The sequence below is a fragment of the Brevundimonas sp. genome, assembly GCF_965278935.1.
Lineage (GTDB): Bacteria > Pseudomonadota > Alphaproteobacteria > Caulobacterales > Caulobacteraceae > Brevundimonas.
Window position 1 is genome coordinate 2,176,962 of sequence record NZ_OZ257124.1, and the last position, 17,175, is coordinate 2,194,136.

The 17,175-nt window shown below is 67.3% G+C and carries 24 protein-coding genes; 15 read left to right on the plus strand and 9 right to left on the minus strand.

From position 1 onward, the window contains the following. Nucleotides 1-46: 46 nt before the first annotated feature. Entirely contained in the window at nt 47-679 is a 633-nt protein-coding gene (thiE, locus tag ACQY68_RS10960) for a thiamine phosphate synthase (protein WP_428149464.1), read from the minus strand. 121 nt (nt 680-800) lie between these two features. Here thiE and ACQY68_RS10965 point away from each other — a divergent pair, with 121 nt between their 5' ends. Both ACQY68_RS10965 and bfr read left to right on the plus strand, forming a co-directional pair. Continuing rightward, on the plus strand, nt 801-986 hold the full coding sequence (locus ACQY68_RS10965) for a (2Fe-2S)-binding protein (RefSeq protein WP_428149465.1): 186 nt from the start codon (nt 801-803) through the stop codon (nt 984-986). A 147-nt stretch (nt 987-1,133) separates the two neighbouring features. Then, nucleotides 1,134-1,634: a bacterioferritin gene (gene bfr, locus ACQY68_RS10970; RefSeq protein WP_428149466.1), complete on the plus strand. Its 501-nt coding sequence runs from the start codon at nt 1,134-1,136 to the stop codon at nt 1,632-1,634. Between the two features lies 1 nt (nt 1,635). On the opposite strand, the gene ACQY68_RS10975 is transcribed toward bfr, so the two are convergent. Together ACQY68_RS10975 and ACQY68_RS10980 are read right to left on the minus strand one after the other, a co-directional pair. Further along, on the minus strand, nt 1,636-2,361 hold the full coding sequence (locus ACQY68_RS10975) for an ABC transporter permease (protein ID WP_428149467.1): 726 nt from the start codon (nt 2,359-2,361) through the stop codon (nt 1,636-1,638). Further along, the gene (locus tag ACQY68_RS10980; RefSeq protein WP_428149468.1) at nt 2,361-3,308 is read right to left on the minus strand and encodes an ABC transporter ATP-binding protein; all 948 of its coding nucleotides are present in this window, start codon (nt 3,306-3,308) and stop codon (nt 2,361-2,363) included. The genes ACQY68_RS10975 and ACQY68_RS10980 overlap by 1 nt, the downstream gene beginning before the upstream one ends. Nucleotides 3,309-3,378: 70 nt before the next feature. On the opposite strand from ACQY68_RS10980, the gene ACQY68_RS10985 reads away from it, so the two are divergent. From ACQY68_RS10985 to ACQY68_RS11010, 6 genes are all read left to right on the plus strand, one after another. Further along, on the plus strand, nt 3,379-3,897 hold the full coding sequence (locus ACQY68_RS10985; RefSeq protein WP_428149469.1) for a DUF2975 domain-containing protein: 519 nt from the start codon (nt 3,379-3,381) through the stop codon (nt 3,895-3,897). Next, nucleotides 3,897-4,139, plus strand: a complete 243-nt coding sequence (locus ACQY68_RS10990) for a helix-turn-helix domain-containing protein (protein WP_428149470.1) — start codon at nt 3,897-3,899, stop codon at nt 4,137-4,139. The genes ACQY68_RS10985 and ACQY68_RS10990 overlap by 1 nt, the downstream gene beginning before the upstream one ends. Before the next feature lie 53 nt (nt 4,140-4,192). After that, nucleotides 4,193-4,750: a tryptophan-rich sensory protein gene (locus tag ACQY68_RS10995; RefSeq protein WP_428149471.1), complete on the plus strand. Its 558-nt coding sequence runs from the start codon at nt 4,193-4,195 to the stop codon at nt 4,748-4,750. Nucleotides 4,751-4,843: 93 nt separating this feature from the next. Further along, nucleotides 4,844-5,413 carry an elongation factor P gene (efp, locus tag ACQY68_RS11000; RefSeq protein ID WP_428149472.1) on the plus strand — a complete coding sequence of 190 codons (570 nt, stop codon included), beginning with the start codon at nt 4,844-4,846 and terminating at the stop codon, nt 5,411-5,413. A gap of 129 nt (nt 5,414-5,542) precedes the next feature. After that, nucleotides 5,543-6,349, plus strand: coding sequence for an inositol monophosphatase family protein (locus ACQY68_RS11005; RefSeq protein WP_428149473.1), 807 nt, complete (start codon nt 5,543-5,545; stop codon nt 6,347-6,349). A gap of 39 nt (nt 6,350-6,388) precedes the next feature. Continuing rightward, nucleotides 6,389-7,399 carry a glycerophosphodiester phosphodiesterase gene (locus ACQY68_RS11010; protein ID WP_428149474.1) on the plus strand — a complete coding sequence of 337 codons (1,011 nt, stop codon included), beginning with the start codon at nt 6,389-6,391 and terminating at the stop codon, nt 7,397-7,399. Here ACQY68_RS11010 and ACQY68_RS11015 read toward each other — a convergent pair. Both ACQY68_RS11015 and ACQY68_RS11020 read right to left on the minus strand, forming a co-directional pair. After that, entirely contained in the window at nt 7,396-7,743 is a 348-nt protein-coding gene (locus ACQY68_RS11015) for a hypothetical protein (protein WP_428149475.1), read from the minus strand. The two genes, ACQY68_RS11010 and ACQY68_RS11015, sit on opposite strands and share 4 nt — an antisense overlap. A gap of 31 nt (nt 7,744-7,774) precedes the next feature. After that, on the minus strand, nt 7,775-9,631 hold the full coding sequence (locus ACQY68_RS11020; protein ID WP_428149476.1) for an ABC transporter transmembrane domain-containing protein: 1,857 nt from the start codon (nt 9,629-9,631) through the stop codon (nt 7,775-7,777). 134 nt (nt 9,632-9,765) lie between these two features. Between ACQY68_RS11020 and rpmE the strand changes: the two genes are divergently transcribed. Continuing rightward, nucleotides 9,766-9,990: a 50S ribosomal protein L31 gene (gene rpmE, locus ACQY68_RS11025; protein WP_303695506.1), complete on the plus strand. Its 225-nt coding sequence runs from the start codon at nt 9,766-9,768 to the stop codon at nt 9,988-9,990. 158 nt (nt 9,991-10,148) lie between these two features. Further along, nucleotides 10,149-11,726, plus strand: a complete 1,578-nt coding sequence (locus ACQY68_RS11030) for a L,D-transpeptidase family protein (RefSeq protein WP_428149477.1) — start codon at nt 10,149-10,151, stop codon at nt 11,724-11,726. Between the two features lie 32 nt (nt 11,727-11,758). On the opposite strand, the gene ACQY68_RS11035 is transcribed toward ACQY68_RS11030, so the two are convergent. Then, complete coding sequence (locus ACQY68_RS11035) at nt 11,759-12,268, minus strand: DUF1465 family protein (protein ID WP_428152645.1); 510 nt, start codon at nt 12,266-12,268, stop codon at nt 11,759-11,761. Between the two features lie 117 nt (nt 12,269-12,385). Next, entirely contained in the window at nt 12,386-12,628 is a 243-nt protein-coding gene (locus tag ACQY68_RS11040; protein ID WP_428149478.1) for a DUF1192 family protein, read from the minus strand. A gap of 41 nt (nt 12,629-12,669) precedes the next feature. Between ACQY68_RS11040 and ACQY68_RS11045 the strand changes: the two genes are divergently transcribed. Further along, the gene (locus tag ACQY68_RS11045) at nt 12,670-13,644 is read left to right on the plus strand and encodes an NAD(P)H-quinone oxidoreductase (RefSeq protein ID WP_428149479.1); all 975 of its coding nucleotides are present in this window, start codon (nt 12,670-12,672) and stop codon (nt 13,642-13,644) included. Between the two features lie 13 nt (nt 13,645-13,657). Here the strand turns inward: ACQY68_RS11045 and ACQY68_RS11050 are convergent, their stop codons facing one another. After that, on the minus strand, nt 13,658-14,377 hold the full coding sequence (locus ACQY68_RS11050) for a beta/gamma crystallin-related protein (RefSeq protein ID WP_428149480.1): 720 nt from the start codon (nt 14,375-14,377) through the stop codon (nt 13,658-13,660). A 216-nt stretch (nt 14,378-14,593) separates the two neighbouring features. Between ACQY68_RS11050 and ACQY68_RS11055 the strand changes: the two genes are divergently transcribed. Further along, nucleotides 14,594-15,262, plus strand: coding sequence for a DUF1013 domain-containing protein (locus ACQY68_RS11055; RefSeq protein WP_428149481.1), 669 nt, complete (start codon nt 14,594-14,596; stop codon nt 15,260-15,262). Between the two features lie 118 nt (nt 15,263-15,380). Here ACQY68_RS11055 and ACQY68_RS11060 read toward each other — a convergent pair whose 3' ends face one another. Further along, nucleotides 15,381-15,554, minus strand: coding sequence for a YdcH family protein (locus tag ACQY68_RS11060; RefSeq protein WP_303695499.1), 174 nt, complete (start codon nt 15,552-15,554; stop codon nt 15,381-15,383). A gap of 138 nt (nt 15,555-15,692) precedes the next feature. Between ACQY68_RS11060 and ACQY68_RS11065 the strand changes: the two genes are divergently transcribed. The 3 genes from ACQY68_RS11065 to ACQY68_RS11075 are packed head-to-tail and all read left to right on the plus strand — an operon-like array spanning nt 15,693 to nt 17,076. After that, the gene (locus tag ACQY68_RS11065) at nt 15,693-16,295 is read left to right on the plus strand and encodes a UbiX family flavin prenyltransferase (protein WP_428149482.1); all 603 of its coding nucleotides are present in this window, start codon (nt 15,693-15,695) and stop codon (nt 16,293-16,295) included. After that, entirely contained in the window at nt 16,292-16,813 is a 522-nt protein-coding gene (locus tag ACQY68_RS11070) for a TIGR02444 family protein (protein ID WP_428149483.1), read from the plus strand. The genes ACQY68_RS11065 and ACQY68_RS11070 overlap by 4 nt, the downstream gene beginning before the upstream one ends. Nucleotides 16,814-16,851: 38 nt before the next feature. Beyond that, a complete protein-coding gene (locus ACQY68_RS11075; protein ID WP_428149484.1) occupies nt 16,852-17,076 on the plus strand; it encodes a YdcH family protein in 225 nt (74 codons plus the stop codon). Nucleotides 17,077-17,175 lie beyond the last annotated feature (99 nt).

Below are 17,175 nucleotides of genomic sequence, written 5' to 3' on the forward strand. Positions count from 1 at the left end.
AGACCCGACCCTTAACCACCGCTTCCTAATATCCCCTGAAGCAGGATCAGCCGGCCAGAATCGCTGAAAAGCGGCGCACGGCCTCGGCGGGGCCTTGGGGGTGAGACCACACCCCCGCGCTCACCGCCAGGAAATCGGCGCCCGCCGCGACCAGGGGCGCGGCGTTGTCGATTGTGATGCCGCCGATGGCCACCGAGGGAATCTCCATCGTCTCCTGCCAGATGGTCAGGACGTCCGGGTCCGGCCGGTGCGCGGTCTCCTTGGTCGAGGTCGGGTAGAAGGCGCCGAAGGCGACATAGTCGGCCCCCTGCTCTGCCGCCTCCATGCCCAGATGGCGGCTGTCGTGACAGGTCGCGCCGATGATCGCGGTCTTGCCCATGATCCTGCGCGCGGAGGCGACCGAGGCGTCGCTCTGTCCCACATGCACCCCGTCGCAGCCGAGGGCCGAGGCCAGGTCCGGGCGGTCGTTCAGTATGACCGCCACGCCCCGGCCTTGGGCGACCGGCGCCAGCCTGCGAACCGCTGCGGTGATCGCCTCGTCCGTCGCCGGCTTGAGTCGGATCTGCAGCGCCGCGACCGGGCCGGCATCCAGAGCGGCCTCGAGCTGACCGGTGAAGGCTTCCAGGTCGTCGATGACGGGCGGGGTGATCAGATAGAGCTGGCAGGCGGGCGCGGACATTGGCCGCAGGTGCGACGCCCGGGCGCTCGCGTCAACCATTCGCCATTGCGAACGCGTTGCAATCGCCCAAAGACCTGCTATAGCGAACCAATCGCAACTGACGCTCCGGGGCGGCCCTTCCTTGTACGTTTGCAACTGTAACGGTCTGAGACAACGCGACGTGGCGCGCGCGATCGAGGCCGGCGCGACCCGCCCGCGCGAAGTTTTCCAGCGCAATCAATGTGAAGCGCAGTGCGCCAAATGCGTCTGCGAAATGCGCCAGATGATCTCGGAAAGCCGCGAAGCCTTCGCCCTCGCCGCCGAGTAGGCGCGCCGGCCTGCGGGCCAAAATCATTCGCAATATCAATGTCGTGATAAACACTCGCAAGTAATCACTCGCGATTTTCCCGTGCTATGCCACGCATCGACAGGGCCCGGCGGGCCTCTTTGCACAAGCTTGAAGGACAAGATGGCCATGAAGGGCGATCCCGCGATCATCCGCACTCTCAACGCGGTGCTGACCAACGAGCTGACGGCGGTCAACCAGTACTTCCTGCACGCCCGCATGTTTGAAAGCTGGGGCCTGAAGCACCTTGGACAGATCATCTATGACGAGTCGATCGGCGAGATGAAACACGCCGACAAGTTGATCAAACGCATCCTGTTCCTGGATGGCCTGCCCAACCTGCAGGACCTGCACAAGCTCAAGATCGGCGAGACGGCGGTCGAATGCCTCGGCGCCGACCTGCAGCTGGAACTGGGCGGTCGCGACACCGTGGTCGCCGGCGTGGCTCAGGCCGAGGCCGCCTCGGACTTCGTCAGCCGCCAGATCCTGATGGAGATTCTGTCCGACACCGAGGAGCACATCGACTTCCTCGAGGCCCAGTTCAAGCTGATCGAACAGCTGGGCGAGCAGAACTACCTGCAGTCGGCCATGACCGAGATCGCCCCGGACAAGTCCGCCACCGGCAACTGATCTACAGCACCTCGCGACGGCTCAGATGAGCTGTCGCGAGGGCGAGAACGACCAATCCCAGACCACAGCCGAGCCCCAGAGCCGTGTGCACGCGCCAGGCTTCGGTCGCCAGCATGTTGATCGGCATCTGCCAGGGGAAGAACACCCCCTGCTTCGCCGACGTCGCCACGACCGAGAAGAAGGTCCCGCCGATCCCGACCACAAGGGCGGGCACGAAGCTGGCGAAGCGCAGGGCGATCCACAGCTGGATGGCGACCATCAGGATAGAGGCGAGGAAGACCTTGCCCATGGTCGCGGCGTAGAGCCCGACCTCCAGCGGAGCGGTGGGCGTCAGGTCCGGCCTGATCGCCACCGCCAGCATCACCGCGCCCCAGGTCAAAACCAGTGTCAGCAGGCTCATGATCCCGACCACAGCCAGAACCATCACTGCCTTGGCCGCATAGAGCCGCCAGCGCGGCAATGGAAGGCTGCGCAGATGGTCCCACGACTTCGGGCCATGTTCCATGTGGGCGACCAGGGCCGTCAGGGCGGTCACGCTCATCGGCAGCATGAAGAAGGACCAGATGCCGATGGAACTGACCATCCACATCCGCCACGGCTGGGGCTCGGAGCCGCGCAGCACCATGAAGAAGGCGAAGACGGCGATCAGCGAGGGCGCGGCGATGCCCAGCACGGCGGCCAGCGACCGGTTCAGCTTGCGGAGTTCTATGGACAGCATGGCCAGCATCAGACGGTCTCCGGCATACTTGCAGGGTTAGTGGCGGCCGGGGCGGACGCCTCGCGGTAGATGCCTTCGAGCGAACGGGCGCGGGCGCCGATGGCGAACACGGCGACCCCGGCCTCGACCAGGGCCCTGTTCATGGCCGCGACCGCGACGTCGGGATCATCTTCGGGGGACAATCGCAGCGTCAGGCCGTCGTCCGACGATGAGAGGTCCGGATCGAACCGCCTGAGCACGGCCGAGGCGCGGGCCAGGTCATCGACGCGCACGGAGATTTCCGGCGCCAGAGTCGCCCTGATCCGCGCCAGTTCCCCCTCCAGCACCAGCCGGCCCTCGTGGACGATGCCGACATGGGTGGCGATCTGCTCGATCTCGCCCAGCAGGTGGCTGGACAACAAGACCGTCGCGCCCGTCCTTGCCGGCAGGCCCTTGAGGAAGCGCCGCATGTCGGCGATCCCGTCCGGGTCCAGCCCGTTGGTCGGCTCGTCGAGGATCAGCACCGGCGGCGCGCCCAGCATGGCCCGCGCCAGACCGAGCCTTTGACGCATGCCCAGCGAATAGTCCGACACCCGCCGGGCCCCGTTCCCGGTCATGTCGACGACTTCCAGCACCCGCTCGATCTCCGTCGGCGGCAGGCCCAACAGGACCCGCGTGAGGTCCAGATTCTCCCGCCCCGTCAGATTGCCGTAGAAGCCGTGCGCTTCCAGAAGGGCGCCCACCTTTCGCGCCGCCCCGATCCGGTTTCGGCCGACATCGATGCCGCAGATTCGCGCCGATCCCGCGGTCGGCTTGAGCAGGCCCAGCAGCATTTTCAGCGTCGTGGTCTTGCCCGCTCCGTTGCGGCCGAGGAAGCCGTAGACCGCCTGTTCCGGCACGATCATCGACACGGCGTCGACCGCCAGATGCTTGCCGAACCGCCGTGTCAGCCCCTCGGTCTCGATCCCCGCCGCCATCCGCACGCCCCTGCCTCGTTTAAGTCAGATATAAAATTGCGGAGGCCTCATCTTTAAGTCAAGATTAAAGATGAGACAGGAATTCAGCGACGCCATGACCACCCAGGACCTCACCCGTTTTCGCCGAACGTGCGGTCAGTTCCGCTGGCTGGCTGTGTTCATGGTGTTGAGCGTCGGCGGCATCGCCGTGCTCATGGCGCTTGTGGCGCCGGTGGTGCTGTCGATGCGAGGCGACCCTCCTCGTGTTGATCGTTGGCTTCAGGGGCTCGTCTGGGCCTCGCCGCAAGCCTTCTACCTCTTCGCCGTCTGGTCGATCGGGTCGGCTATGGGACAACTCGCCAAGGGCCGCCTGATCCAGCCGACGCTTGCCAAGGCCCTGCGCCACGTCGGCATTGCATTGGGTGTCGGCGGCCTGCTCGCAGTGTTCGGCATCACCAACATCTCACGACTGCTGGGTGGGCATGGGAGTTGGGCCTATTTCAACGTCGCCGAGATGACCTTGGGCATGATCGGCGGCGCCCTGTTCCTGCTCGGCCGCGTGGTGGATCAGGCCGACCGCATCCAGTCCGAGCTGGACGAGATGATCTGATGCCGGTCCGCGTCACCCTCGACCGGCTGATCGTCGCGCGCGGCATCAAGGCGCGCGAGCTGGCCGCAGAGGTCGGTCTCAGCGAGACCCAGTTGTCCCTGTTCCGTTCCGGCAAGGTGAAGGGCATCCGCTTCTCGACTCTGGCCCGCATCTGCGCCGCCCTGAACTGCCGGCCCGGCGACCTGCTGGACTATGACCACGACCCGGCCGATCTGGCCCGCGCCGACAACGACGGGGTCTGAGCCGGAACCGCTCCGCCCGCTGACCATTCCGCTTCTGCCTGGAGGAGCCGCGAATGACAGATCTGGACGAGACCATCGACGACGTGCGCGAGGCCGCCGCCGACTTCCTCAATGCCGGGGACCGCAGCGCGGTTCATGTCACCATCGGTATCGCCGCGACCGTCGGTTTCGCCCTGCTGGCGACGGCCATCGCCACTCGCACCATCCATCCGCACGCGTCTGTCTCGTCCAGACTCCGCGGCGGGGCCGCTCCGATCACGGAACGGCCGCGTGGCGCCTTCAGCCTGATCCTGCCCGCCGTCTTTTCGGCCACCACGTTGTCGGCGGTCCGGGTCTGGAACGCCCCGTCCAACCCCACCCGCACCAGCGCCATGGTTCTGTGGGCCGGCGCCCAGGCGATCAACGCCCTGTGGATCGCCCTGCGCCCCGCCAGCCGGGGCCTGCAGATCGCCGGCGCCATGACCTCCGCCGGCCTCGCCGCCGCCTTCGCCCATGAGGCGCGCAAGCTGGACCCCGGCGCCGGCAAGCTGGCCTCTCCGACGGGCGGCTCGGTCCGCCTGGCCAACCTCCTGGAGCGCAAGACCGCGCCGCGCGACGCGACTGTCCACTAGCCGCTCCAGCTTGCCCTGATCGCGCGCTTCCTCTAGGGATCGCGCCCGATTTCGCGCGCCGTATTGGCAGCGCCCCAACCCCCTGTGATTCCCATGGCGAAAATCAACGGCAACACCATCAAGCCGGGCATGGTCCTGCAACACAACGGCGGCCTGTGGGTCGTGACCAAGGCCAGCCACGTCAAGCCCGGCAAGGGCGGCGCCTTCGCCAACGTCGAGGCCAAGAACCTCGAGACCGGCAACAAGCTGAACGAACGCTTCCGCTCGGAAGACAAGGTCGAGCGCGTCACGCTCGAGCAGAAGGACTTCTCGTACCTGTACGAACAGGGCGACGCCCTGGTCTTCATGGACGACGCCACCTACGAGCAGATCGAACTGCAGAAGACCTGGGTCGGCGAGGATTCGATCCCCTATCTGCAGGACGGCATGAAGGTCGTCATCGAGATGCACGAAGACCGTCCGATCGGCCTGAGCCTGCCCGACCAGGTCACAGTCACGGTCGCCGAGACCGAGCCCACCGTGAAGGGCCAGACGGCCTCTTCGTCCTACAAGCCCGCCATCGCCGACAACGGCGTACGCATCATGATCCCACCGTACATGTCGGCCGGCGAGCGCATCATCGTCGACACGACCACTGGCGAATACGTCCGCCGCGCTGAATAGGTCGTAGTGAGTAGGGCTTGGGGCTTAGTCCCGCCTCCAAGCCCTAAGCCCTAAGCCCTACCCCTTGAACCTTCTCCGTCTGTCCGGGCTCTCGCCTTTGCAGGACACACGGACCAGGAGATTCCACCCATGGCCCTGTCCTCCGCCCTCGTTTCCGTAATGATCGACGCGGTCCGCAAGACCGCCCGGCCGATGCTGCGCGACTTCGGCGAGGTCACCCAGCTGCAGGTCTCGCGCAAGGGCCCGGGCGACTTCGTCACCGCCGCCGACATCAAGGCCGAGGACACCCTCTACGAACTGCTGATGAAGGCCCGCCCCGGCTACGGCTTCCTGGGCGAGGAGCGCGGCATGATCGAGGGGACGGACAAGTCCCACACCTGGGTGGTCGATCCGATCGACGGCACGACCAACTTCATGCACGCCATGCCCCACTTCGCCATCACCGTGGGCCTGCAGCGCTATGCGCCGGACGGCAGCTCGGAGATCGTCGCCGGCGTCACCTACAACCCGATCGCCAACGAGCTGTTCTGGGCCGAGAAGGGCAAGGGCTGCTACCTGAACGACCAGCGCATCCGCGTCTCCGGTCGCCGCGACCTGTCGGAAAGCCTGATCTCCACCGGCCTGCCCTTCATCGGCAAGACCGGCCACGCCCAGTCGATCAAGGACATCCACGCCATCGGCCAGCGGACCGCCGGCATCCGCCGCCTGGGCGCCGCATCGCTGGATTTCGCCTGGGTCGCCTGCGGTCGCTACGACGCTTTCTTCGAGCGCAACCTGAAGCCCTGGGACGTGGCGGCGGGCATCCTGTTCGTCACCGAGGCCGGCGGCCTTGTCACGACGATCGACATCGATGGCGATCCGAAGACGGGCGTCACCATCCTCGCCGCCAACCCCGAACTGCACCCGCAGCTGCGCAAGGTGCTGCAGGCCTCGTAGGTTCACAGGGGCGTCACGCCCCTCCCCTACCGCCGGGGCATGATCTGGTTCATCCTCGCCGGCCTGCTCCTCGTCAGCCCGGTCGCCGCGCAAGACATGCCTCATCCGCTCGTCATCGCCCATCGCGGCGCCTCCGGCGAACGGCCGGAGCACACCCGCGCGGCCTATGAACTGGCCATCGAACAAGGCGCCGACGTCATCGAGCCGGACCTGGTCATGTCCAGCGACGGCGAGCTGATCGTCCGGCACGAGAACGAGATCGGCGGCACGACGAACGTCGCCGACCATCCCGAGTTCGCGAACCGCCGCACGACGAAGACCATCGACGGCGTCCCGACCACCGGCTGGTTCACCGAGGACTTCACCCTGGCCGAGCTGCGCTCCCTGCGCGCACGCGAACGCCTCTCGACCCTGCGTCCCGGCAACACGGCCTGGACCGATGAGACGATCCTGACCTTTCAGGAGGTCATCGACATCGCCCGCGAAGGTTCGACCCGTGCGGGCCACGTCATCGGCGTGGCGCCCGAGCTCAAGCATCCGACCTATTTTGAGCAAACAGGGCTGCCGATGATCGAGCCGTTCGTGGCCGTCCTGCGCGCGAACGCCCTGACGGCCGCCGACAGCCCCATCGTCGTCCAGTGTTTCGAAGTCGGCACGCTGCGAACCCTCGACGATCTGGTCGAGGCACCTCTCGCCCAGCTCATGTCATCCTCCGGCGGCCCCGCCGACCTGCCTGACACTACCTACGCCCGGATGGTCACGCCCGAGGGGCTCGCCGAACTGGCCACCTATGCCGACTGGGCGGCGGTCGAGACGGCCATGATCATCCCCCGCACCCCGGCGGGAGCTGCGGCCACGCCGACCACCCTCATCGCCGATGCCCACGCGGCAGGCCTGAAGGTCATCGTCTGGACCTTCCGCGCCGAGAGCAACTTCGTCCCGACCGACTATCGTGACGACCTGCCCGGCTGGATCCGCCGCTTTTACGAGCTGGGCGTCGATGCCGTGTTCAGCGACTTCCCGGGCGTGGCGGTCGCGGCCAGACCCTAGCGGCCGGCGACCAGTTCCACCTGGATCGTCTCGCCGGTCACGGCCCTCGCCGTCCATTTCGTGCCGACGCCGCCGCGCACGATGGGCGTGCAGAAGGAGCGCGGCGACCAGATCGGTCGGCGCTGGCCGAAACAGACCTCTCCGTTCCGCACGCTCCAGACTCCGCTGCTGGCGCCGCCGCGTCGCCCCCGACCTTCATAGCGACCATGCTCCTGCAGCCACATCCGGGCGGTGCGCCCATCGGGATAGGTGGACAGCAGTGTGTTGCCGAACGCGGGCGCCAGATCGGCGACTCCGGGCTGGGTCTGGGACAGGACGGCGGCGAGGATCAGGGAGAACAGCATTCAGGCGAAACTGTCCCGCCCCCGAACGGTTTCACCCCTCGCGGAACTGCAGCTCGGCCAGACGCGCATAGAGGCCGCCCTTGGCCACCAGTTCGTGGTGGGTGCCCTCTTCGACAGCAACGCCGTCCTCCATCACCACGATCCGGTCGGCCCGCAGGACGGTCGCCAGCCGGTGGGCGATGACGAGCGTCGTGCGACCTTCCATCGCCTGGTCCAAGGCCGCTTGCACCAGACGCTCGTTTTCGGCGTCGAGCGCGCTGGTCGCCTCGTCCAGCAGCAGGATCGGCGCGTCGCGCACGAGCGCCCGCGCGATCGCCAGTCGCTGACGCTGTCCGCCCGACAGGCTCTTGCCGCGCTCGCCCAGAGGCGTGGCGAACCCCTCAGGCAGGGCGTCGATGAAGGTGAGCGCCTGCGCTTCTTCCGCAGCCTTGCGCGCCTCGTCTTCCGAAGCCTCCTCGCGGCCGAAGCGGATGTTCTCCAGCGCCGATCCCGAGAACAGCGGCGCCTCTTGCGACACCCAGGCGAAGCGTCCCCGCACCTCGGCCGGATCGGCGGACCTGACGTCGACGCCGTCCACGCTGACCGCACCCTCCTGAGGGTCGTAGAAGCGCAGCAGAAGGCGGAACACGGTCGACTTGCCCGCTCCCGATGGTCCGACAAGCGCCACGGTCTCGCCCGGCCGCACCGTCAGGTCGAACCCTTTCAGCGCCGGCAGATCGGGCCGTCCCGGATAGGCGAACCGCACTCCGGCCATGGCGACGCGCCCCTCGGGCGGGCTCGGCAGGGCGAGAGGCGCGTCCGGAGCCATGATCGAGGGCACGGCCTTCATCAGCTCGTCGATCCGCTGCATGGCGCCCGACGCCTTCTGCACATCGCCCCAGCTCTCGCCGAGCGCGCCGACGGCGCCCGCTGTGAACACCGACAGCAGCACGAACTGCAGCAAGGCTCCGGGCGTCATCGACCCCCGGATCACGTCCTGCGCCCCCAGCCACAGGACCAGTGTCACCCCGCCGAAGATCACCACGATGACCACGGCCGTCATCCAGGCCCGCGCGCGCATCCGGACGATGGAGACGCCGAACGCTTCCTCGACCACTGCGCCGAACCGCTCGACTGCGCTTTGGACGCGCCCAAAGGCCTGCACCGTCTCGATGGCATCGACGCTCTCGCCGGCAAAGCCGACGGCGTTGGCGAACCGGTCCTGCGACCGCACGGTCAGCTTCCGCACGCTCCGTCCGAACAGGAAGATCGGGGCCATCAGCAGAGGCGCGGTCAGCAGGACCAGTCCCGTCAGCTTGGGGCTGACCACGAACAACAGGGCGACGCCGCCCAGCAGAGTCAGGAAATTCCTCAGCGCGAACGACACCGAGGTCGTCAGCAGGGTCTCGACCAGAGCAATATCGGTCGTCAGTCGGCTCAGTACCTCACCGGTCCGCATCTTCGCGAAGAAGGCGGGATCCAGCGTCAGGATCCGGTCGAACAACGACTTCCTGAGGTCCGCGATCATCCGCTCGCCGGTCTTGGTGACGTAGAAATACCGGACCGCCGTCGCGACGCCCAGGAACACCGCGTTCAGGCCAAGGAACAGGAACCAGCGATTGATGTCGGCGCCGCCGTTCTCGAACCCGTGGTCGATCGCGCCCCGCGCCGTCGCCGTCAGCCCCAGCGACGCCGCCGTCGAGCCCAGCAGCCAGAAGCCGGCGATCAGGGCGTCCAGCCGATGCTGCATCAGATAGGGCAACAACCGTAGCAGGGGCCGGACGTCCTTGCGTTTCTCGCGCCGGGCGCCCGCCTCACCCATCTGTTCGGCCAGGACGGCGCCGGCGCCGGGCCGTCCGACCGCCTCCGTGCTGGAATAGGCGTCAGGGCTCGGCGAAGGGCTGCTCATGCGCGGCTCTTGCCCCGGAACGCCCTGCGGTGTAAACGCCGCCGCTCATTCCCGCCGGGACCTCGGCGGGTTTTCTCATTTTTCACGCACCGACGGTCGGCATCGTCACCGCGTACAGAGACCGGAATACGACCATGAAGGCCGATACCCACCCCGACTACCACTTCATCACCGTCACCCTGACGAACGGCGACACGTACAAGACGCGTTCGACCTACGGCAAAGAGGGCGACACGCTGAACCTGGATATCGATCCTTCGACGCACCCGGCCTGGACCGGTGGCAACCAGCAGATGCTGGACCGCGGCGGTCGCGTTTCGCGCTTCAACAACAAGTTCGGCGGCTTCATCAAGAAGTAGTCTCCAGCGCCACAGCGGTGCGACAAAGACGACACGAAGAGCGCCGGTCACCCGACCGGCGCTTTTTGTTTGTCCGGAACGTCGATAACATGGCCCCGTTCGATACCCGGGCGTGGACACGGGGCTCCACCAGGCGTCGAACCAAGGCGAATGCGACTATGAACCGACGCGAACTCACCCTCGGCGCAGCCGTTTCGGCTTTCGCCGGCTCGGCTGCGGCCCAGACGGCTCCGATGGGCGCCCCGCCCCAGGCCGCGGTCGCCGCGCCGACCAGCCCCTACTATGCCGCCTTCAATGCGCAGCTGGACCGCCTGCCCGCTGGGATCCAGCCTGACGTGCGCGCCTTCTACGAGCTGAACGGCTGGCGTCCGGTGTGGAACGCCGCCCGCCTGCGCGCCCTGAATCAGGCCTCGGCCCGCGCAGAGCGTCATGGCCTGTCGCGTTCCGACTTCTTCGACTTCGTGGGTCTGGCCGCCGATCCCGACAGCGCCGACATCCGCACCACGGCCGCCGCCATCACCTATGCCCGCGTCCTCGCAGAGGGCCGCGTCCGTCCCGAGACGGTCGAGGACCTGTGGGAGATGCAGAAGAACCGCGTCGATCTGCCGGTCGGGCTGAACGACGCCCTGGTCCAGAACAAGATCGTCGAATGGTACGAGGGCCTGGCCCCGACCGACATCGGCTACACCAATCTGTCGGCCGGCTACGTCCGCTATCGCCGAATCATCCGCGAGGGCGGCTGGCCACGCTTCGCGGCCCGCGCGGGCACGATCGAGCCGGGCGCCAGCGACAATCGCGTGCCCGCCATGATCGCCCGTCTCGTGGCCGAGGGCGACCTCTCGGCCGCCGACGGCGCGCGCCTGACGGCACAAGGCCTCGTCTATGGCCCTGAACTGCAGACCGCGATGCGCGGCTTCCAGGCCCGTCACGGTCTGGCCGCCGACGGCCGCATCGGCGCCGGCACCCAGAGCTCGCTGGGCGCCTCGGCCGAGGACCGCGCCCGTCAGATCGCCCTGAACCTGGAACGTCGCCGCTGGCTGAAGCGCGACCTGAATCCCGAGCGGATCGAGGTCAACACCGCCGCCGCCATCATGGTCTACTGGAAGGACGGCCGGCCGGTTCACTCCAACCGCGTCGTCTGCGGCGCCCCGGCGACCCAGACGCCGAGCCTCGAAAAGCCCTTCGCTTCGGTCGTCGCCAACCCACCCTGGTATGTGCCCGCCGGCATCGCCCGTCGCGAGATCCTGCCCCGCGGACCCGGCTATCTGGCCAGCCAGAATATGTATGTCTCCAACGGCACGGTCATCCAGCGCGCCGGGCCGACCGCGGCTCTGGGCTATGTGAAGTTCGAACTGCGCGACAGCTACGCCATCTTCCTGCACGACACCCCGTCGAAGGCCGCCTTCAACCTGTCGATGCGCCAGCGCTCGCACGGCTGCGTCCGCGTCCAGAACGCGGTCGAGTTCGCCCGCATCCTGCTGACGCCCGATCCGGTGCTATTGGGTGAGTTCGACGACGCCCAGGTCAGCCGCGACACGCGCCGCATCCAGACGGGCCGCGAGATCACCGTGCGCCTGCTCTACTGGACCGCCTTCGTCGACGGCCAGGGCCGCGTGGCCTTCCGCGAGGACGTCTACCGCCGCGACCAGAAGCTGGCCGAAGCCCTCGGCATCGCCGTCAGCCTGCCGGTCGTGGTCGATGACGGCGCCACCGTCGCCAACGACGTCGGGCCGTAGAAACTCTTCCCTCTTCCGGCGGGAGAGGGAGGTTAGGCCCTGAACGCCGCTTCCAGCATGCCCAGCTGGCTCAGCACAGGATTCGCATCCGGCTCTGGCGCCGCATCCAGATACATCCGCTTGTCCAGATACAGCACACGGTCGTGCAGCTTCTCGGCCCGGACCAGGTATTCGACCAGGGCGATCGGCATCTCGGCATGGCTCGGTTCGCCGTCGATCTTGCGTTCGTTTAGGCGATAGCGCGGTTCGCACGCGGCCTCAGGCGCCATGTCGCCCTCGCGCACCGCGCGCTGGACCAGCAGCCAGGACGCCACCTGCATCAGGCGGGTCGTCAGCTTCATGCTTTCCGCGGCGTAGGCCAGGGCGGCCGAACGCGACAGCAGCTTGGATTCCCGACGGCCGTCGCCGTCCAGATAAGCTGCGGTCTCCTCGACCAGGTCCATGCCTTCCTGGAAGGTGCGCTCGAACAGTTCGGAGCGCGCAAAATCGCGGATCTCTCCGGCGCGTGACGCGGTGTTCGGCGCGGAATTCTCGTCGCCCATCAACTCAACCATACTCATAGTGATCCGGAACGTCCGCTGGTCCATCGGGCCGGAACGGCGCCGCAGGCCGTCCGCCTGCAACCGGCATGCCACGGAATGGGTCTCTGCGGAACCGCATCAGTTCCCGAAGTTGAACAGGGCGTCGGCGGCGGACTTCTTGGCGGCCTTGCCGGCGATGGCCGCGCGCGCCCGCGCGATCTCGGCCTCCAGCGCCTCTATGCGCTCGCCCAGTTCATCGACCGAATACAGGTCGAGATCCTCGCGACCGAGGGCCGCCATGGCCGCCCCGCGTTGCGGACGCGGTTCCAGATCCTCAAACGTCATCGTCGCCTCCTTGGCCAGAACCCCGAAGAAGCCCATTTACGCTCCCGGACACGGACGATTGCAAGGCTTGGACGGATATGCGGGTCATAGAGATCGACGGCGGCTCAGGCCCGGCAGAGGCGTTGCGCCTCTCCGAACGGCCCGATCCGGAGGCCGGAGAGGGTGAAATCCGCATCCGGGTGCGCGCCGCAGGGGTCAATCGCCCCGACCTGCTCCAGCGGGCCGGCGGCTACCCTCCCCCGCCCGGCGCGTCCGACATCATGGGGCTGGAGGTCGCCGGCGAGGTCGATCAGGTCGGTCACGGCGTATCCCGCTGGCGGGTCGGCGACCGGGTCTGCGCCCTTCTGGGAGGCGGAGGTTATGCCGACCATGTCGTCGTCGATGCGCGCCACGCCCTGCCGATCCCCGACGGTCTCGACTTCGTCCAGGCCGCCGCCCTGCCCGAAACGGTCTTCACCGTCTTCGCCAATGTGTTCGAGGCCGGCAGGTTGAAGGCCGGGGAGACCCTGCTGATTCACGGCGCCACATCGGGTATCGGCGTGACCGCGATCCAGATGGCGAAGGCGGCCGGCGCCCGCGTCATCGCCACGTCGCGGGGCGCGGCGAAGACCGGGGCCGCGCTCGCTCTCGGGGCCGACGTCAGTCTCGACGCTTCGGAAGGCGATCTCGAGTCCGCGATCCGGGACGCGGGCGGCGCTGACGTCATCCTCGACATGGTCGGAGCGGCCTATGCGGAGGCCAATCTGAACGCCTTGAAGCCAGGCGGACGCTGGGTCGTGATCGCGACCCTCAGCGGCGCGCTCGCCCAGGTCGATCTGATGCGGATCATGATGAAACAGGCGACCCTGACCGGATCGACCCTGCGTCGTCGTTCGGCCGACGAAAAGGCCCGCCTGGCCGCCGCCGTCGAGCAGACCGTCTGGCCCTGGGTCGCGTCCGGCGCGGTCCGTCCGCCGGTCGAGGCGACCTTCCCCCTGGCCGAAACGAAACTCGCCCACCTCCGGCTGGAGGCGGGCGAGCATGTCGGCAAGATCGTTCTGACCGTCGGCTAGAGTCGCGAGCCGCTTACCAGCGACCGCCGCCCCGGGCCGGACGCATCGAGGAGATGCGGTCGTTGTAGCCCGTGTTGCCGAGGTTGCGGACGCTGTTCGTCACGATCTGGCACTGACCGCGATAGTAGGCGTCGGTGCAGACCTCCCAGGCCCCGCTCAGCTCGATCGAGCTGATCTGGTCGTTCAGGCCCGAGCTGTTCAGGTTCGGAACCTCGCTGCGGAACGTCTGCGAGTAGCCGCGGTAGTTGCTGTCGGCATAGACGGTGATGCCGCTGCGGCCATTGTTTCCGCCCCAACCGCCGCCGTTGTTGCCGCCGTTGCCCCAGCCGCCACCGTTGTTGCCGCCGTTGCCCCAGCCACCGCCGTTGTTGCCACCGTTGCCCCAACCGCCGCCGTTGTTGCCGCCGTTACCCCAGCCGCCACCGTTGTTGCCGCCGCGATCTTCGTACTCGCCGCGAACATTGTAGCAGACCAGCAGGCCGTTATCGTTGCCGATGTCGCTGGACGTGCACCGCGCTAGCTCGATCGACGAACCGCGAACATTGCCGCGCGCGTCGCGGCAGTCGGCATAGAGGCGGCCCTGGTTCACATAGGAGCCCGAGCAGCTGTCGGCATAGCTGCCGCGCGGCGCGACGCGCTGGGGTCCGCTGCCGTCGTCCATCGAGGGCGCGCGTTCCTGGGTGCCGCCGGCCAGCATGGCCAGAGCCGCAAGAGATGTGAGTGCGATAGACATGAGCTTCCTCCTTGGTGGTTCCTAAGGCCGCTGAACGCGTCCGATATGACAGTGTTCAACTTCCAGCATGAACCGTTGCTGTATGGCGCCGACAGACGACGTTTTCTTTTGCTCCGAACAAGCCTATATCAAATCATCAGCGCCCGGCCGAAAGGTCGGGCGCCGTCGTATCCAGAGCCCGGGAACGCCGGGCCCCTCATTTCCGGGACTGCCCCCATGACCGACATCCTGATGCCCAAGGCCACCGCGGTCTGGCTTGTGGACAACACCTCGCTGACCTTCGAACAGATCGCCGACTTCTGCGGCCTGCATCCGCTGGAAGTGCGCGGTATTGCCGACGGCGACGTGGCACGCGACATCCGCGGCGTCGATCCGATCACCGGCGGCCAGCTGGACCGCGCCGAGCTGGACAAGGCCCAGGACAACGAAGCCTACCGCATGAAGGCCATCGTCAGCCGCCACGCCGAGCTGCTGAAGACCCACAAACCGGCCCCGAAATACACCCCGGTCTCGCGCCGTCAGGACCGTCCGGACGCCATTATGTGGTTCGTCAAGAACCACCCCGAGGTCACCGACGCCCAGATCGCCAAACTGCTGGGCACCACCAAGTCGACGATCGACAGCGTGCGCAACCGCACCCACTGGAACAGCCCCAACATCAAGCCGGTCGATCCGGTGACGCTCGGCCTCGTCGGCCAGCTGGTGCTGGACGAACTGGTCTCCAAGGCCGCCGACAAGAAGAACCGCGACGACGCGAAGAAGGGCGGCGCCGCCCTTCAGCCCATCGAGGCCGAACCCGCCGAGCCGGAGTTCGTCCCCGAAGAACGCGAACGCCGCACCGCCGAGCCGACGGCGGCATCGGTGTTCGGGACATCGAACGACTGATCCCTACCCCAAGACCCGCGCTCAAGCAGCGAGCGACCGCGTCGCGAGCGTAGCGCCCAAAGAAAGTCGGCCCCGGGATCGCTCCCGGGGCCGTTCGTTTTCTGGATGGAGACCGGGGCTAGCCTGCCCTGGCCTCCAGACTTGTGATTTCCTCCTTGAGCCGGAGCTTCCTTCGCTTGAGCTCCCTGACCTGCAGCGGATCCACGGACGGCCGTCCCACCTCCTGCCGGATGGTGTCATCCAGCTGGCGGTGACGATTTCCCAGTTCGCGGATACGAGCTTCGATGGTCATGGCTTGCGCCTCCATGTCTAAGGGACCACACAGTGAGCGCCCGGAAATCGGGTCTGTGAAATCACGGTTCGGTGACGTCAACAGATCCTTAAAATCGTCCGGACCCGACGGAGCCTGGCCCCCAACTTGGACCATGATGTGAACGTAGCCGTACGGAACCCGCCGACCCGTCTCGTGGTCGGAATCTCCGGCGCATCGGGGGTGATTTACGGAATCCGGGTGCTGGACGCGCTGAAGGACCTCGGCGTCGAGAGCCATCTGGTCGTCACCCGCGCCGCATTGCTCACATTGTCGCAGGAGACCGATTTCTCCGCCGACGACCTGACCGGCCGCGCCTCCGTCGTTCACAAGCTCGCCGATGTCGGCGCCTCGATCGCCTCGGGCTCGTTCAGGTCCCTGGGCATGATCGTCGCCCCCTGCTCCGTCCGCACCATGAGCGAGATCGCCACCGGCGTGACCTCGACCCTGCTCACCCGCGCCGCCGACGTGGTTCTGAAGGAACGCCGCCCTCTGGTGTTGATGGTGCGCGAGACGCCCTTCCACCTCGGCCATCTTCGCACGATGACGGCACTGGCCGAGATGGGCGCGACAATCGCCCCGCCCCTGCCCGCCTTCTACGCCAGGCCCGGGTCGATCGACGAGATGGTCGATCAATCCGTCGGCCGCGCCCTGGACCTGTTCGGCCTCGACTGGGCTCCCGTGAAGCGCTGGACCGGGCTCAAGGGCGCGACTTCCGAATGAGCGAGGCGGCTCAAGCAGCGAGCGCTCGCGCCGCGAATGGTAGCCCGCAGGAGAGCCCGTTCTGGGACTGGGCGCTGAAGGCCTATGCCGCGCCCGGCGTGCAGGAGGCCTGCCTTCAGCTTCAGGACGGCGTAGGCCAGAACGTGCCCCTGCTTCTGTGGGCCGGCTGGACCGCCGCGACGGGCCGCGCGCTCGACGAGGACTCCGTCGAAGGGGCCTGCGACTGCGCCCGCGCCTGGGACGCCGCCGCTGTCACGCCCTTGCGGACCCTGCGCCGCACCTTGAAGGGCGCGAACCCCGATATCGACAATGCGGCCCGCGAGAGCCTGCGCGAGGCGGTGAAGGCCGTCGAACTGGCCGCCGAACGCCATCTGATGGCCGGTCTGGAGGCTCTCGCCCCCGCCCCGTCCGGCCCGCCGAGGCCCGCCATCGAGGCCCTTGTCGCCGTCGCCCGCGTCTGGAGCCGCGTCGTGCCGCGCCCGGGCCTCACGACACTCGCCGAACGCCTTCCGGCCTGACCCGGCCTCGGGTATAAGCCCGCCTTCGCGGGGACCGCATGAACGACGACCAACCCTTCCTGACCGACGACGAGATCGCCCTGCATGCAGAGGTGAAGCTCCTGCGTCTCGAGCACGCCGACCTCGATGCCTCCATCGAGGCCCTGTCGCACATGCCGATCCCGGACCAGCTCCTGATCGCCCGGCTGAAGCGCAAGAAGCTGTTGCTGCGCGACGAGATCGTGAAGATCGAGAGCCGGATTCTCCCCGACATCATCGCCTAGCTGACCCCGTCCCCCTTGGCAGAGGGGGACACGTTGGACTCTGTCTGTCCGAGTCCAGAGAGTGCATCGCCTTAGACTCAGCCTGCGCATTGCCGCATA

Bases quoted from the DNA above. Each gene is read 5' to 3' on its own strand.
- thiE (WP_428149464.1), bottom strand. From the start codon at position 679: ATGTCCGCGCCCGCCTGCCAGCTCTATCTGATCACCCCGCCCGTCATC.
- bfr (WP_428149466.1), top strand. From the start codon at position 1,134: ATGAAGGGCGATCCCGCGATCATCCGCACTCTCAACGCGGTGCTGACC.
- ACQY68_RS10975 (WP_428149467.1), bottom strand. From the start codon at position 2,361: ATGCTGGCCATGCTGTCCATAGAACTCCGCAAGCTGAACCGGTCGCTG.
- ACQY68_RS10980 (WP_428149468.1), bottom strand. From the start codon at position 3,308: ATGGCGGCGGGGATCGAGACCGAGGGGCTGACACGGCGGTTCGGCAAG.
- ACQY68_RS10985 (WP_428149469.1), top strand. From the start codon at position 3,379: ATGAGACAGGAATTCAGCGACGCCATGACCACCCAGGACCTCACCCGT.
- ACQY68_RS10990 (WP_428149470.1), top strand. From the start codon at position 3,897: ATGCCGGTCCGCGTCACCCTCGACCGGCTGATCGTCGCGCGCGGCATC.
- ACQY68_RS10995 (WP_428149471.1), top strand. From the start codon at position 4,193: ATGACAGATCTGGACGAGACCATCGACGACGTGCGCGAGGCCGCCGCC.
- efp (WP_428149472.1), top strand. From the start codon at position 4,844: ATGGCGAAAATCAACGGCAACACCATCAAGCCGGGCATGGTCCTGCAA.
- ACQY68_RS11005 (WP_428149473.1), top strand. From the start codon at position 5,543: ATGGCCCTGTCCTCCGCCCTCGTTTCCGTAATGATCGACGCGGTCCGC.
- ACQY68_RS11010 (WP_428149474.1), top strand. From the start codon at position 6,389: ATGATCTGGTTCATCCTCGCCGGCCTGCTCCTCGTCAGCCCGGTCGCC.
- ACQY68_RS11015 (WP_428149475.1), bottom strand. From the start codon at position 7,743: ATGCTGTTCTCCCTGATCCTCGCCGCCGTCCTGTCCCAGACCCAGCCC.
- ACQY68_RS11020 (WP_428149476.1), bottom strand. From the start codon at position 9,631: ATGAGCAGCCCTTCGCCGAGCCCTGACGCCTATTCCAGCACGGAGGCG.
- rpmE (WP_303695506.1), top strand. From the start codon at position 9,766: ATGAAGGCCGATACCCACCCCGACTACCACTTCATCACCGTCACCCTG.
- ACQY68_RS11030 (WP_428149477.1), top strand. From the start codon at position 10,149: ATGAACCGACGCGAACTCACCCTCGGCGCAGCCGTTTCGGCTTTCGCC.
- ACQY68_RS11035 (WP_428152645.1), bottom strand. From the start codon at position 12,268: ATGGGCGACGAGAATTCCGCGCCGAACACCGCGTCACGCGCCGGAGAG.
- ACQY68_RS11040 (WP_428149478.1), bottom strand. From the start codon at position 12,628: ATGGGCTTCTTCGGGGTTCTGGCCAAGGAGGCGACGATGACGTTTGAG.
- ACQY68_RS11045 (WP_428149479.1), top strand. From the start codon at position 12,670: ATGCGGGTCATAGAGATCGACGGCGGCTCAGGCCCGGCAGAGGCGTTG.
- ACQY68_RS11050 (WP_428149480.1), bottom strand. From the start codon at position 14,377: ATGTCTATCGCACTCACATCTCTTGCGGCTCTGGCCATGCTGGCCGGC.
- ACQY68_RS11055 (WP_428149481.1), top strand. From the start codon at position 14,594: ATGACCGACATCCTGATGCCCAAGGCCACCGCGGTCTGGCTTGTGGAC.
- ACQY68_RS11060 (WP_303695499.1), bottom strand. From the start codon at position 15,554: ATGACCATCGAAGCTCGTATCCGCGAACTGGGAAATCGTCACCGCCAG.
- ACQY68_RS11070 (WP_428149483.1), top strand. From the start codon at position 16,292: ATGAGCGAGGCGGCTCAAGCAGCGAGCGCTCGCGCCGCGAATGGTAGC.
- ACQY68_RS11075 (WP_428149484.1), top strand. From the start codon at position 16,852: ATGAACGACGACCAACCCTTCCTGACCGACGACGAGATCGCCCTGCAT.